Annotated in this window: 10 protein-coding genes and 1 pseudogene; 7 read left to right on the top strand and 4 right to left on the bottom strand. The window is 63.0% G+C overall.

The window, feature by feature from the left end; genetic code table 11:
- Position 1 precedes the first annotated feature (1 nt).
- On the bottom strand, positions 2-760 hold the full coding sequence (locus AS189_RS04185; protein ID WP_062286467.1) for a M50 family metallopeptidase: 759 nt from the start codon (positions 758-760) through the stop codon (positions 2-4).
- A gap of 204 nt (positions 761-964) precedes the next feature.
- On the opposite strand from AS189_RS04185, the gene AS189_RS04190 reads away from it, so the two are divergent.
- From AS189_RS04190 to AS189_RS04200, 3 genes are read left to right on the top strand one after another with little or no spacing between them, the layout of a single operon-like run.
- Positions 965-2,713 (top strand): ATP-binding cassette domain-containing protein, encoded by a 1,749-nt coding sequence (locus AS189_RS04190; protein WP_062286468.1) that lies wholly within the window; start codon positions 965-967, stop codon positions 2,711-2,713.
- Positions 2,714-2,754: 41 nt separating this feature from the next.
- Positions 2,755-3,045 carry a hypothetical protein gene (locus AS189_RS04195; RefSeq protein ID WP_062286469.1) on the top strand — a complete coding sequence of 97 codons (291 nt, stop codon included), beginning with the start codon at positions 2,755-2,757 and terminating at the stop codon, positions 3,043-3,045.
- Between the two features lie 24 nt (positions 3,046-3,069).
- On the top strand, positions 3,070-3,693 hold the full coding sequence (locus AS189_RS04200; RefSeq protein WP_062286470.1) for a GDSL-type esterase/lipase family protein: 624 nt from the start codon (positions 3,070-3,072) through the stop codon (positions 3,691-3,693).
- On the opposite strand, the gene AS189_RS04205 is transcribed toward AS189_RS04200, so the two are convergent.
- Positions 3,664-4,566 carry a serine protein kinase RIO gene (locus tag AS189_RS04205; RefSeq protein WP_082634064.1) on the bottom strand — a complete coding sequence of 301 codons (903 nt, stop codon included), beginning with the start codon at positions 4,564-4,566 and terminating at the stop codon, positions 3,664-3,666. The genes AS189_RS04200 and AS189_RS04205 overlap by 30 nt on opposite strands.
- A gap of 230 nt (positions 4,567-4,796) precedes the next feature.
- On the opposite strand from AS189_RS04205, the gene AS189_RS20580 reads away from it, so the two are divergent.
- Positions 4,797-6,776: a glycoside hydrolase family 3 N-terminal domain-containing protein gene (locus tag AS189_RS20580; RefSeq protein WP_237759967.1), complete on the top strand. Its 1,980-nt coding sequence runs from the start codon at positions 4,797-4,799 to the stop codon at positions 6,774-6,776.
- Positions 6,777-6,839: 63 nt separating this feature from the next.
- On the opposite strand, the gene AS189_RS04215 is transcribed toward AS189_RS20580, so the two are convergent.
- Entirely contained in the window at positions 6,840-7,577 is a 738-nt protein-coding gene (locus tag AS189_RS04215) for a hypothetical protein (protein WP_062286471.1), read from the bottom strand.
- A gap of 127 nt (positions 7,578-7,704) precedes the next feature.
- Between AS189_RS04215 and pta the strand changes: the two genes are divergently transcribed.
- From pta to AS189_RS19255, 3 genes and pseudogenes are all read left to right on the top strand, one after another.
- Positions 7,705-9,777 carry a phosphate acetyltransferase gene (gene pta, locus AS189_RS04220; RefSeq protein WP_062292924.1) on the top strand — a complete coding sequence of 691 codons (2,073 nt, stop codon included), beginning with the start codon at positions 7,705-7,707 and terminating at the stop codon, positions 9,775-9,777.
- 41 nt (positions 9,778-9,818) lie between these two features.
- Positions 9,819-10,952, top strand: coding sequence for an acetate/propionate family kinase (locus AS189_RS04225; RefSeq protein ID WP_062286472.1), 1,134 nt, complete (start codon positions 9,819-9,821; stop codon positions 10,950-10,952).
- 73 nt (positions 10,953-11,025) lie between these two features.
- Positions 11,026-11,585 (top strand): annotated as a pseudogene (locus AS189_RS19255) (GNAT family N-acetyltransferase).
- A 107-nt stretch (positions 11,586-11,692) separates the two neighbouring features.
- Here the strand turns inward: AS189_RS19255 and AS189_RS04235 are convergent.
- A complete protein-coding gene (locus AS189_RS04235) occupies positions 11,693-13,951 on the bottom strand; it encodes a S9 family peptidase (protein ID WP_082634065.1) in 2,259 nt (752 codons plus the stop codon).
- Between the last annotated feature and the right edge of the window lie 213 nt (positions 13,952-14,164).

Here is a 14,164-nt window from a genome sequence, read left to right on the forward strand (position 1 = left end):
ATCAGCGGGCCAGCATGCCCCATACAAAGTAGGCCGAACATGCGGCGGAGCCACCAATGACGAGGGCAAAGCCGGTGAGCCAGAGGAAGGACGGCACACCGGTTGACTGCGCCAGCAGGTAGGCGTCGGAACTGGTGAGTTGGTTGCGGCGGCGAGTGTGGACCGCTGCGACCTTGAAGAAGTCGCGAACCGAGCCGACGGCCAAGGCGATCCCCAAGGTCAAAATCGCCCAGCTGACAGTCTGAGCATCGGCGAGCATGACAAGGCTCTGCGCCACAGCGGCGCTCAGCAGGGCCACCACGATCCCGGTGAAGTTCCGCAGGAATATCAGAGCCAACAGCAGGATCAAGGCGCCGATGGATGCTGCTGCACCTGCCCACCCTGCCGACACTGACCAAACAAGTGCCAGCCCCACGACGGCAGGTGCTGGGTAGCCCCAAAAGCCGGACCACGTGGCGCTGAAACCGCGCCGGCCGCTGCTGACCAGCTGGCCCGAATGATCCAGCCCGATCTTCAGGCCATGCACCACACGTCCTGTCATGAGGGCAGCAAAGGCATGGCCGAGCTCGTGCACAAACGTCACATACAGCCCAAACCAGCGCCAGGTCACTCGCGGAATACTCAACACCACGGCGGCCGCCACTATGCCCAAAAGGATGCCAGCGGGAACGCTCAGCGGATCGGTCCGAGTAAAGCCAGCAAGGACAGCACCCCACCACGTGGTGGCTGCATTTCCGAGCTGTTGCGCTGCATTATCCATTCTTGAAGGCTAGAGCATCTTGCTGGGGGCTGTTGACAAATCCGCCCCTACCCGTGCAACACTGGAAAAGTTCGCATCCCCTTCGTGAGGAAAATTTCCGTTGAAGATTTGGTTCGCTTTCGCCTAACGGCGCTGAAGTGATGCACGCTGCGCCCACAACGGCCCGGCCTGCACTCCCGGCGCATTCATTTGTCGAGGAGAACCATGCAGAACACCCACCCCATTTCGCTGTCCCGGCTCACCTTTGCCTGGGCTGACGGCACCCCCGTCTTCACTTCCCTCACGGCTGTTTTTGCCGCAGGCCGCACCGGCCTGGTTGGTCCCAACGGCACCGGAAAAACCGCGCTGCTGCGCTTGATCACCGGAGAACTGACACCCGGCAGCGGAACGGTGATGACGTCGTCGAACGTTAATTACCTGCCGCAGAAGCTGACCCTGCGCACGGAGCAGCGCGTCACTGACCTGCTCGGCATGGCCGAGAAGCGCCGTGCGCTGGCCGATGTTCTGGCCGGGAGGGAAGGGAATATGGCGGAAAACCTGGAGCTCATTGGCGACGATTGGGATCTGGAGGAACGCGCCGTGGCCCTGCTGGCCGGGTACGGGCTACCGGCAGATGGTCCGGACTTCCTGGACCGCACGGTGGGCACGCTCTCCGGCGGCGAGGCCATGATCACCGCGCTCGCCGGGCTGGAGCTCACGGCCCGGCCCATCACACTGCTCGATGAACCCACCAACAACCTGGACAGGACCGCCCGCGAACGCCTTTACCAGGCGGTGGAGCGGTGGCGCGGCACGCTGGTGATAGCCACGCATGACCGGGCACTGCTGGAACGTGTCGATGCCATCGCCGAGCTGCGTCCTGTCCGCAGTCGTGCCTGGTCCGGGGAACGCGTGGAGCTCATCCGGCACGGCGGCAACTGGTCTGTCTATGAGGAGGAAGTGGCGGCCGAACGTGAGGCAGCGGAGCGTGCCGTCCGCGACGCCGGTGCCCGGCTCGCCACCGAGAAGCGCCAGCGCATCGAAGCGGAGACAAAGATTGCCCGCCGCGCCAAGGCCGGGCGGAAGGCCGCGGATTCGATGCCCAAGATCCTTGCGAACGAGCTGCGCAAAAAGGCGGAGCAGTCGGCCGGCAAGATGCGCGGCACGATGGGCAGCCGCGAGTCTGATGCGGCTGCGGCCCTGGCGGATGCCCGCGACGGCGTTCGGGCAGAGACTCGCATCCGCATTGACCTGTCCGGCACGGCCATTCCCGCGGGGCGGACGGTGCTGGATATCCCTGCTTCCGTGGTGGCCCTCGGCGAGATGCACGACGGCGGAGCGCACCTTGCGCCCGACGCGCGCCTGTCGCTGCGCGGACCCGAGCGGGTGGCATTGACCGGGCCCAACGGAGTGGGCAAGACGACTCTGCTGAATGCCATGCGTCCGCTGGCTGCCGTGCCGGTGGGGTACCTGCGGCAGCGAATCGGTTCGGGTCCCGGTGGGTTGGGTCCTGGTGGGTTGGGTCCTGGTGGTTCGGGTGCCGGTGGTTCCGGCGCAGCTCGCGCCGGTGAAGCGTGGGAAGGGCTGGATGATTCCTTGACGGTGCTGGAAAATGTCCGGGCGGCGGAACCATCGGCTGATCCGGCCGAGGTGCGCGAGCAGTTGGCGCGCTTCCACTTCCGCGGCGATCTAGCCCACCAGCCCGTGCGGGAACTGTCGGGCGGGGAACGGTTCCGGGTGGCGCTGGCCCGGATCCTGCTGGCCCAGCCAGCACCGCAGCTGCTGCTCCTGGACGAGCCAACGAACAACCTGGATCTGGTATCCACGGAGCAACTGGTCTCGGCGCTTGCCGATTACAAGGGGGCCATGGTGGTCTCCAGCCACGACGACGCCTTCCTCGCAGCGCTGGCGCCAGAACGGCACTGGGAACTACGGCGGCCGGCCGCAGCAGGTGAAGCGGCGGCGCAACGTTAGTGCCGCCGTCGTGCTTCCAAACAGCGGATAGGCTAAAAGGCGTGACTGAACTCTCAAAGGCAACACACCGTTTTGAACTGACCCTGCGCAAACCGTGGCTGGGTTTCTTTCCCAAGCCCACAGTGGTGATTGACGGCGTGGCCCAACCAACGCAGTGGGGCACTCGAAACTGGAAAGTGGCCGGGGACGTGGAAGTCACGGTCTTCCTCTATAACCGGATGTGGAAGTTTGGGGAGGCCAGTTTCACGGTTGAACAGGGCTCGACGAGGGCCTTGGTCTACTCCGCACCATGGCTCCCATTCCTGCCGGGCACGGTTCAGGTCTCCGCATGATCCGGGCCGCATGAGCCAGTCGGCATGAGCCCGTCCAGCCAGCAGATCTGCTTTGTGGGTGATTCCTTTGTGGCCGGTGTTGGAGATGAAACCGCCTTGGGCTGGACCGGCCGGCTGGTAGCTCGGCAGGCTGCAGCGGGGCGCCCCGCCACCGCCTACAACTTGGGCATTCGCGGCAACACCTCCGCTCAAATCCTCGGCAGGATCGGCGCGGAAATCGAGCAGAGACGGTCCCCGCTGCGCTCCACCCGCGTGGTTCTCTCCATGGGGGTCAACGACACCACCTACGTGGACGACAAACCCCGGCTTAGCCCGGATGATTCCTGCGCCAATCTAGAGCGCATCCTGGAGATGATCTCCGGCGATCCCCTCCTTGTCGTGGGACCGCTGGCAGTTTCCGATGATGCACAAAACGCTAGAATCGCTCAGCTCTCCGCTGACTTCCACGCGTTGTGCAGTGCACGGGGCATTCCCTACGTGGAGGTCTTCTCCGATCTGGAACGTCACCCCGTGTGGCGGCAACAGGTGCTGGAGGACGACGGCGCTCATCCGCGGTCCCAGGGATACCAGGCTTTGTATGAACTGGTGGCACCCAGATGGGACCGCTGGATGCCACTCTCACCAGTCGGCGGCGAGCAGCTCGCCTAGGAGGCGCCCGTGGTCCACTTCCAATCCGCGGGCGGTGAACCAGGCGCAGATGTTCTTGCAGTCCCGCGCCAGCAGCTCCGCCCCTTGTACGTTTCCGGCCAAGTCCACCAGCTGCGGCAGGTCAATGATCACCAGGCGGTCGCCGGCGGCCAGCACGTTATAAGGTGAGAGGTCGCCATGGGCGAACCCCAGCCGGGCGAACGCCGTCATGGCATCCACAAGTTGGTGCCAATAACTCTGCAACTGTTCAGCGCTCGGATGCGTGGCCTGCAGCCGTGGGGCCGCAATGCCCGGGTTCTCGGGGTCGGCAATGAATTCCATCAGGATTTCACTGCCGCAGATTTGCACCGGGTAGGGCACGGGAATGCCGTTCTCCCACGCCATGCGAAGGTACGTCCATTCGGCATTGGCCCAGCGGGCGGCCTCCACCTCGCGGCCGTAGCTGCTGCTGTTCTTGATGGCCCGCGCATCGCGTGAACGCCGCACCGAGCGACCCTCCGTGTAGGTCGATGACCGGTGGAAAAGGCGTTGATCGGCAGACCTGTACCGTTTGGCTGCCAAGAGCGCCTGCCGTGATTCTGTGGCCCGCTCAACAAGGAAGACGTCCGCTTCCTTGCCGGTTTTTAGGACTCCGAGCTCGGTGTCAATGGCGGCGGCGTCCTCAATCACGAATTCGGGATAGGGCGTGGGGCCGCGCATGAGTTTCTCAAGATCGGGCCAGGTTGACCAGCGCTGGTTGTCGCCGAGGGAATCGTCAAGGACGCTCCAGTCGGCTGAATGGGGCTTGCGCTCAAGGGGCCCGTTTGTGAAGCGGGGCCGGGAGGACTTGCGGTTGATTTTTTCGAAGTGCTGGGGATCAGCGGAAAACTTCATGGGTGGATCGACTCCTGGGAAGGAAAGCATGGATGTTTTGGGCGCGAAGGGCTGCGCGAACAATCATGGGGTCCTCCTTAAAGTCGATTCGACCGGTGCATCAGACCAAACAAGCTGATCATGCCCGGCTGTGTGGTGTCAATGATGATTCCGCCCAACCACTACTCCGCGGACAGTGACGGACGTAGCCTTGAAGGGTCAGGAAACAGCAACGTGAAGCCGCGTGAACCATGCGAACATTTTCCAGAAACCTGCTGCTGGCCGGGACGATGCTGTCCATGGCCGCCACCATGGGGGTGCCTGCGGCCTCAGCCGCCCCTCCTGCAGAGCTAACCGCAGCAGTGCTCGCGGCTGCCGCACCGCAGACGCCGATCCCGGCGCTGACGCAGACACTGACCCCGGCGCAGCAGCTGGCACGGATGAGCATGGCCCAGCGGGTGGGCCAGCTGTTCATGGTGGATGCCAGCGCCACCGGGGCGAGTGCCGCCACCCTGTCAACGTTGTCCAACAACCACGTGGGCAATGTGTACCTGTCCGGCCGCAGTTCCGCTGGCACCGCCGCCACAGCGGCCGTTGTGAGGCGGATGAGCGCCACGGTCAGTGGAACCACCACAGGCAACGTCAAGCTGCTGGTGGCCACCGATCAGGAAGGCGGTTACGTGCAGGTCCTTTCCGGGCCAGGTTTTTCCACCATCCCCACCGGGCTGTCCCAAGGCGCCCTGTCGCCGGCAACCCTACAGTCCTACGCCAAGACGTGGGGAAGTCAGCTGGCGGTGGCCGGTCTCAACATGAACCTGGCTCCCGTGCTGGACACCGTGCCCAGTGCCGCGTTTGCGCCCTACAACCTCCCAATCGGTTACTACGAACGGGAGTATGGCTACACCCCGCAAACCGTTTCCAGTCATGGCAACGCTTTCGCCGCAGGCATGCGGCAGGCCGCCATTGTTCCCACCGTCAAGCATTTTCCAGGTCTGGGCAGGGTGACGCTAAATACGGACACCAGCGCCAACGTTCACGACACGACCACCACGCGTACCGATCCCTACCTGCAACCGTTTCGGGATGCCATCAACCAAGGTGTCCGGGTAGTTATGGTCTCCAGCGCATACTACGACCGGATTGACTCTTCCACCATTGCCCCGTTCTCCCGGACCATCATGGGGGGCATGCTGCGTGGCGATCTGGGCTTCACTGGCGTCATCCTCTCCGACGACCTCTGCGCGGCAAAGCAGCTGAGCCCCTGGAGCCTGGCGAACCGTGCCCTGAACTTCTTCAACGCTGGCGGCACCATGCTCCTATGTGCTTCCCCTCAGGACACCTCATTGATGTATCAAACCGTGCTCAACGCAGCGCACACTAACGCATCCTTTGCTGCCGCCGTCAACGCCGCCGCGGCCAAGGTACTCACGCTTAAGGCTGCCACCTTGGCCGCACCCTTTGGCTCGGGTGCGCCGCCGTTGTTGACGGACTTCAACGGTGACGGCAATGCTGACGTGCTGGCCCGAGACGGGGCGGGCAAGCTGTGGTTGTATCCGGGGAGCGGGCGCGGTGGCTGGCTGGCGACGGTCCAGGTTGGCTCCGGGTGGCAGTCCTTCAACAGGGTATTCAACGTGGGCGACTTCAACGGTGACGGCACCGCAGATGTGATGGCTCGGGATGGGGCTGGCGCGCTGTGGTTGTATCCGGGTAATGGGCGCGGCGGATGGTTGCCGCGCAGCCAGGTGGGGCATGGCTGGGGTGTCTTCAATACTGTTGTGGGTGCTGGTGACTTCAATGGGGACGGCACAGCTGATGTGTTGGCTCGGGATGCGGCTGGTGCCCTGTGGTTGTATCCGGGTAATGGGCGCGGTGGCTGGTTGCCGCGCAGCCAGGTCGGGAAAGGCTGGGGTGGCTTCAACACTATTTTGGGTGTTGGCGACTTCAACGGCGATGGAACCGCTGATGTGTTGGCTCGGGATGGGGCCGGCATTCTGTGGTTGTATCCGGGTGATGGGCACGGTGCCTGGTTGCCACGCAGCCAGGCCGGGAAAGGCTGGGGTGGCTTCAACACTATTTTGGGTGTTGGCGACTTCAACGGTGACGGAACCGCTGATGTGGTGGCTCGGGATGGGGCCGGCAATTTGTGGTTGTATCCGGGCAATGGGCACGGTGCCTGGTTCCCACGCAGCCAAGTGGGCTATGGCTGGGGCTTCTTCAACGCCATCTTCTAGCGTGCTCCCACCCGGGCACGGTGCAGATGGCCATATCTGCAGTCAGCTAGGCCAAAGGGTGGACTAAAAGGTGGGCTTGACCGGCGTCGGGCTTGAAGAAACTGCCGCCGCCGGGATGGATCCCCAGCGCTGCCAGCCGGCAATCGCCAGCCCGGCCTGCACCACGTACAGGAAGATCAGCACCGAGCCCTGCGCCGACATGACCGTGCCGTAAATAGCCGCAATCGCGGCGACGAAGAACAGGAACCATGCCCAGCGGGAACGGTTCGCCAGGCCCACGAGCGCTGCCGGCACCATCCCTGCCAGGACTCCAGTGACGAAGAAGGTGAGCCACGGGGCCTTGCTGAGAGGGGCGTGCAGACCCGTGAAAATTGCGGCGACCGTCAGTAGCGAGGCCAATGAATACACCACTGCAACGGCCACCGGCGCCACCACATCTGGCGCTCTGAATGCTCGCAGAACCACGGCGCGTGTCATGGGGGCGGACAACGGTAGCTTCCGGAACAACAGCAGAGCGTACACGGCGGCACCAACGCCAACTGCCGTTGCAATGGCCGCTCCGGCACCGAACAGCATTATTGCCGCAGGGGAGCTCAGCAGCATGGGCGGGAACGGGAGCACTGACGCGATTCCGGCCAAAAGCAGGGCAGCAACGGCCAGTCCCCAGCCAACATCATTGCGCCAGCCAATCAGAAACAACGCCGCACACATCAGCAGCACACCCAAAATAGTGGTGGCCGTCGCGGCTATATCGAGGGGACCGGTCATTCGTCCGAAGAGCAGCTCGCCAATTTCATACATGCCGCCAACTCTAACGCGCGGCTTACAGGCGGTCGGAACTACCACGTGATCCACGCCGCCATTCAGGCCTAAACAAGACGCGGCATGCTTGGATGGAAGGACACGTGCGAAAGGTAAACAAATGACCATGTCCAGTGGAATTTATGTCAGTGCAACTACCCCCGGTTCTGGTAAGACGTTGGTGTCACTCGGATTGGCGGACGCCCTGCACCGACGCGCGGATAGGATCGGCTTCTTCCGCCCCATCACCTCCGCGCTCGACCCGGAGTCGGACCCCACCGTGGCCATGTTGCGCCGCATGTATCAGCTGGATCCGCAAGTCTGCCGTGCTGGCATGAGTAGTTCCGAGGCCCGTGCGCTCATGGCCGCTGGCCGGCGTGAGGACATTGACTCCCGGGCCGTGGAAATCTTCAGCGACATCTCCAAACATGCCGACGTCATCATTGTTGAAGGCACCGACCTGAAGGGCCAAGACGCGGCAGTAGAGTTCGATCTCAACGCCCGACTGGCCAATAATCTGGGCCTGCCCATGCTGGCCGTTGTTGGCGCTCGCGGACTGAGTGCGGAGGAGATCGCTGACGCCGTGGACGTGGCCCGCAAGGAACTGGCCGCCGAGAGATGTTCGCTGCTGGCCATGATGGTCAACCGCGCCGATCCGAATAATATGACTGCCATTGCTGCCGCCATCCGCCCGGGAAGCAGTCACCGCCCGGTCTATGTGATCCCTGAAATTCCAGAGATTTCCCGGCCCACGGTGGGGGAGGTGGCCGCGGCCCTGACCATGCGACAGATAGCCGGCAGTTCCGAGCTGGAGCGTGACGTCCACGCCATCAAGGTCGCGGCCATGACCGTGGGTAACTTCCTGAGCCAGCTGGAATCCAATGATCTGGTGATTGTGCCCGGTGATCGCGCTGATGTCATGGTTGCCACGCTGGCGTCCGCATTTTCCCCGGAATTCCCGGTCCCCAGTGGCATGGTCCTGACCGGTGGCTTGGCCCCGGATCCGCACGTGCTGCCCTTCCTGGCGCACGCACCTTTCCCTATTTTTGCGCACGACGCCGACACCTTCAGTACCGCTACAGCCGTCAGTGAGGTGCGTAGCGAGATCCATACGGGACAACGTCGGAAAATCGCTGCCGCAATGGGCGCTTGGGCACGCAACGTAGATGAGCATGAGCTGCTGGAACGGCTCACACTGCCCCGCCCGGCCACCATGACCCCGCTTCGGTTCCTGCATGAGTTGATCGAACGGGCCCGCAGCGAACGGAAACACATTGTGCTCCCCGAAGGCAATGATTCCCGTGTGCTGGGGGCCGCCGAAATTCTGCATCGCCGCGATGTGTGCGATCTGACCATTCTGGGCTCGGGCGCAGCTGTTGCGGAACTGGCCGCCTCCCACGGCATCGACCTCAGTGGCATCAACATTGTTGACCCGGCCACCTCCGAACTGCGGGAGTCCTTCGCTATTGAGTACCAGCGGCTGCGCGCTCACAAGGGAATGGATCTGGCCCGGGCCCGCGAGGCCATGTTGGACGGTTCCTACTTCGGCACCATGATGGTTCAGCTGGGCCATGTGGACGGGATGGTCTCCGGCGCCGCCCACACCACAGCGAACACTATCCGCCCGGCACTGGAGTTTGTGAAGACTCGCCCCGGGGTGAACATCGTCTCCTCGGTGTTCTTAATGCTGCTGGAAGACAGGGTGTTGGTGTACGGAGATTGCGCCGTCAACCCCGAACCCAACGAGGAACAACTGGCCGACATCGCCATTGCCTCCGCAGCAACGGCAGCCCAATTTGGGGTGGAACCGCGTATTGCCATGCTCTCCTACTCCACCGGCGGCTCAGGCTCCGGTGAAGCTGTGGATGAAGTTCGCCGGGCCACCGAATTGGTCCGTGCCGCCCGCCCGGATCTGGCCATTGAAGGCCCCATCCAGTACGACGCCGCCGTGGATGCCTCCATCGCGGCCTCCAAATTGCCGGCCTCTGCCGTGGCAGGGCAAGCCACGGTGTTCATTTTCCCCGATCTCAATACTGGCAACAACACGTATAAAGCAGTGCAACAATCCTCGGGGGCGGTCGCCGTGGGGCCTGTCTTGCAGGGACTCAAGAAACCCATCAACGATCTTTCCCGCGGCTGCACCGTGGAAGACATTGTGAACACCGTGGCGATCACGGCTATTCAGGCCCAAAGCGCTTAAACCAGCCAAACCACTGAAGCTACCGAAGTGAAGGATTCCTAATGCGCGTGCTTGTCATCAACTCCGGCTCATCCTCCTTGAAGTATCAAGTCCGGGACACCGACACTAATGAGGTTGCCGCCAGCGGCCTCATTGAGCGGATCGGCGAGGAAGGTGGCGCCATCGCTGATCACGGTGAAGCCATGTCTCAGGTGGCGGCGGCACTGACGGACGAGCTGGCGCACAAGCCTCTGGACGCCGTGGGACACCGAGTGGTGCACGGCGGGGAGCGCTTCAGCGAACCGGTGTTGATCACCAATGAAATTACGCGCGCCATCGAGCGGCTGAATCCCCTCGCCCCGCTGCACAACCCCGCGAATGTGCTGGGCATCCGCGCCATCACGGCGAAGTGGCCGGACATGCCGCAGGTGGCGGTTTTCGATACCGCGTTCCACCGCACGCTGCCCGAATACGCGTGGCGCTACGCGGTGCCGGATTCGCTCTACCGCAAGTACGGGATCCGCCGCTATGGCTTCCACGGCACCTCGCACGAGTTTGTGACCGGCCGCGCCGCAGCTCTCTTAGGCATCCCGGTTCAGGAGTTCAACGCCGTGGTGGCGCACCTCGGTAACGGTGTTTCCCTCACCGCGATTCAGGGCGGTGCGAGCATTGACACCTCCATGGGTTTCACACCGTTGGAGGGCCTGGTCATGGGCACACGCAGCGGAGATGTTGATCCGTCCATCCTGGTATTCCTGCAGCGCCAAGGACTCTCCGCTGACGAAATTGACACCATGCTGAACAAGGAATCGGGCCTGAAGGCGCTCGCTGGCAACAATGACATGCGTGCCATTGTGGACGCCGCCGAATCCGGTGACAGGCATGCCCAGCTCGCCCTGGATGTCACCTCTTACCGGTTGGCAAAGTACATTGGCGGCTACCATGTGGCGGTGGGCGGGGCACAGGCGTTGGTGTTTACGGCAGGGATCGGCGAGAACTCAGCCCAGTTCCGTGCCCTGGTGGCCTCCCGCCTGGGTGCCCTGGGCGTGAAGCTCGACGACGCAGCGAACCTGGTGCGCTCCGGCGAACCCCGGGTGATCAGCGCCCCGGATTCGCAGATTCCCGTGCTGGTGGTTCCCACCAACGAAGAGCAGGCGATCGCAGAGGCCACGGCCGCCGTCGTACTCGGTTCCTAGACGCTCCCGCAGCAAATGGGGTGTTTTGGCAAACGCTCCCTCACCGTTTGGGGCGCCGGGGTAGGCTCGGGTCATGGTTGAAATTCCCTATCCACTTTCCACCGAGAGGCTCGTGTTGCGACGTTTCAGCACGGACGATCTCGACGCCTATTACGACTACCAACGGCTGCCGGAAACGGCGCGGTACCTGTACGGCGAGGCCCGCAGCTACGCCCAGTGTATGGCGAGAATTGCCCGTTATGTTGAGGAACCCTTTGACGAGCCGGGCCATTGGGCTACCTTCGCCGTGGAGCTTCAGGGGCAGCCGGGTCTCATTGGTGAGATGGCGTTGAAGTGGAATGAGGGCGGCAAACCCGAGGGATCTCAGCCGCAGCGTTTCGGCGAAATTGGTTGGACCCTGGCCCCGCGGCCCAAGGCAAAGGTTATGCCACCGAGGCTGCGCGGGCCGTACTGGAGCTGGCTCTGGATCAACTGGATTTCTATCGTGTTGAAGCCCGGCTCGATGCCCGGAACGCGGGGTCGGCCGGCATTTGCGAACGGTTGGGGATGCAGCGCGAGGGCGTGCTGCGCAACAACATGTATTTGACGGGCGAATGGACCTCTGAGGCCGTCTACGCCGTGGTGCGCAGCTAACCGAACAAAAATGCCGCCGTTCCTGTTATTTGCCACCGCTAGAACGGTGGCAAATAACAGGAACGGCGGCATTTTTCACAAGTGGGTGGCGCGTACGCCAGTGCCCACTAGCGCAGCTTGGTTGCCCCGATCGCATCAGCCAGGAAGGCGTAGTCCCAGGCGCGGGTCTTCCAGCCTTCGTAGCGGCCGGACGCACCGCCGTGGCCGCCATCCATCTCAATCTTCATGACAATCGGCTCGGTTCCGGTGGATACTGCGCGCAGTTCCTGCACCCACTTGGCCGGTTCCACGTACAGCACGCGGGTGTCGTTGAAGCTGGTGACGGCTGCGATCTTCGGGTAAGCCACGGCCCGGACGTTCTCGTACGGCGTGTATTTCTTCATGTATTTGTATACGTCCGGATCGGTGATGGGATTGCCCCACTCTTCCCATTCCAAGGCTGAGAGCGGCAGTTCCGGATCCAAAATGGTGGTAAGGGCGTCCACGAACGGCACCTGCGCCACAATGGCCGCGTACTTTTCCGGGGCCAGGTTTGCCACGGCACCCATCAGAAGCCCGCCGGCCGAACCGCCCATGGCCGCAATCCGGGAAGGATCAACCCAACCAGACTGCGCCAGCCAGTCCGTGGCCGCCACAAAATCGGTGAACGTGTTCTTCTTATTGAGCTTCTTGCCGTCGTCGTACCAGGGGCGGCCCATCTCGCCGCCGCCGCGCACATGCGCAATCACAAAGACCACGCCGCGATCCAGCAGCGACAACCGCGGCACGCCAAATCCCGGGTCCATGCTGACCTCGTACGAGCCGTAACCGTAGATCACGCCGGCGTTGTTGCCGTCGCGGGGCAGGTCCGCCCGGCGAAGCACCGAGAGCGGAACTTTTGTTCCGTCGTCGGCCGTGGCCCACTCGCGCGTGGCGACATAATCTTCAGAGCGGTAGCCGCCCAGAACAGGGGTTTCCTTGCGCAACAGCAACTCGCCGCCATCATCGCCCACCGGCAATACGTAGTCGTAGACGCGCGGCGGGGTGAAATCTGAGGTGTACACGAGGCGGATGACGGGAGATTCATATTCACTGCCGCCCATGGAGGCCGTGTACAGCTCCTCATCAAAGACAGGTTCGACGGCGGCCGCCTGCGCCGCGGTTCCCAAGCCTTCCAGCTCGGTGACCTGAACGCTCTCGATGGTGTTCTTGCGCAGCGAAACCACCATGTGGGTGGCCGTGACGGAGGCGCCGTTGATACGCACAGCAGGATCGTGCGGCACAACAGTCTCCCAGACTTGCTGGTCCACAGGCTTACTGAACTCCGCAGCGTCAACCAGGGAAATCATGGAGTTGACGGCGTCACGGTCATGGGTGAGCAGGACCTTTTCGCACCCGTTCACAAGGAAGGGTTCGGCGTCGTACAAGATCTCGGCGCTGCGCGGGATGAGTACCTGCAGGCCCTTTTCGGGGGCGGCGAAGTCCAGGAGCCTGGTCTCACTGAATTCGGAGCAGCCAATGCTGATCATGAGGTGGCGGCGGTCGGCTGAGAGATCGAAGCCTGTCCACATGGCGACGTCATCCTCCTGGTAGAGGACCTGATCGCTCTCTACGGGTGTGCCGAGTACGTGGGTTTTGACTTGATGGGGGCGCCAGGAGTCATCGGCCAGCATGTAGAACAGCGTGGTGCCATCGGGGGAGAAGGCCAGACCGTAGAAAGCGTTCTCGATGGTGTCCTCAAGGAGCTCGCCGGTGCGCAGATCCTTGATGCGGACTGTGAAGAGCTCATCTCCTGCGTTATCCACGGCGTAGGCATAGAGGTTACCGTCGCGGGTAACAGCGGCGCCGCCGATCGAGAAGAACGGCTGGCCTTCGGCTTCGACGTTGCCATCCAAGATAATTTGCTCGCCGGGGACGTCAACGCCGGGCTCAACGAGCGGGGGAGTCCAGTCATCGAGTGTGCCGTTGCTTTCGGCGCGGACGCGGCACTGGATGCCGTAGGCCTGGCCCTCCACCATGCGCCCGTAGTACCACCAGTCGTCCTTGCGGCTGGGCACCGAGAGATCGGTTTCCTGCGTGCGGTTTTTGATCTCGTTGAAGATGTCCGTGCGCAGCTGTTCCTGACCCGCTGTGAGCGCATCCGTGTAGGCCTGCTCGGCGTTCAGATGCGCCACAACATCCGGGTTTCCCTTTTCGCGCAGCCACTCGTAGTTATCCACAAAGGTGTCGCCGTGGTGGGTGCGTTCCGTGGGAACCTTCTTGGCCACGGGCGGCTGGACGGGGGCGCTGGAATCCGCCTGGCTGGCCGGCAGTGACACTGCGGGGAGCGAGTTTGCGGGGTGGGACTCGGAAATGTGCGTGGGTGCTGCGGCATCGGAAGTCGTCATGATTCCACTGTAGCGAGGCCCACCCTTGGGTTTGCAGTCAGCAGCCGGACACTATGCCAAGAGCGGAGCGCCGCTTGATCACCCCGCGGGGCCGGATGGCTGCTTGACGGCCCGTCCGCGGGCTCGAGTGTCCAGTTAATGTACGTTTAGGCCTGATTTCGGCGGCCAACCGTACGTTATGTGGACACTCGGCGGGGGTTGCCGGGTAATTCG

Origin of the sequence: Arthrobacter alpinus, assembly GCF_001445575.1 — a bacterium.
Taxonomy (GTDB): domain Bacteria; phylum Actinomycetota; class Actinomycetes; order Actinomycetales; family Micrococcaceae; genus Specibacter; species Specibacter alpinus_C.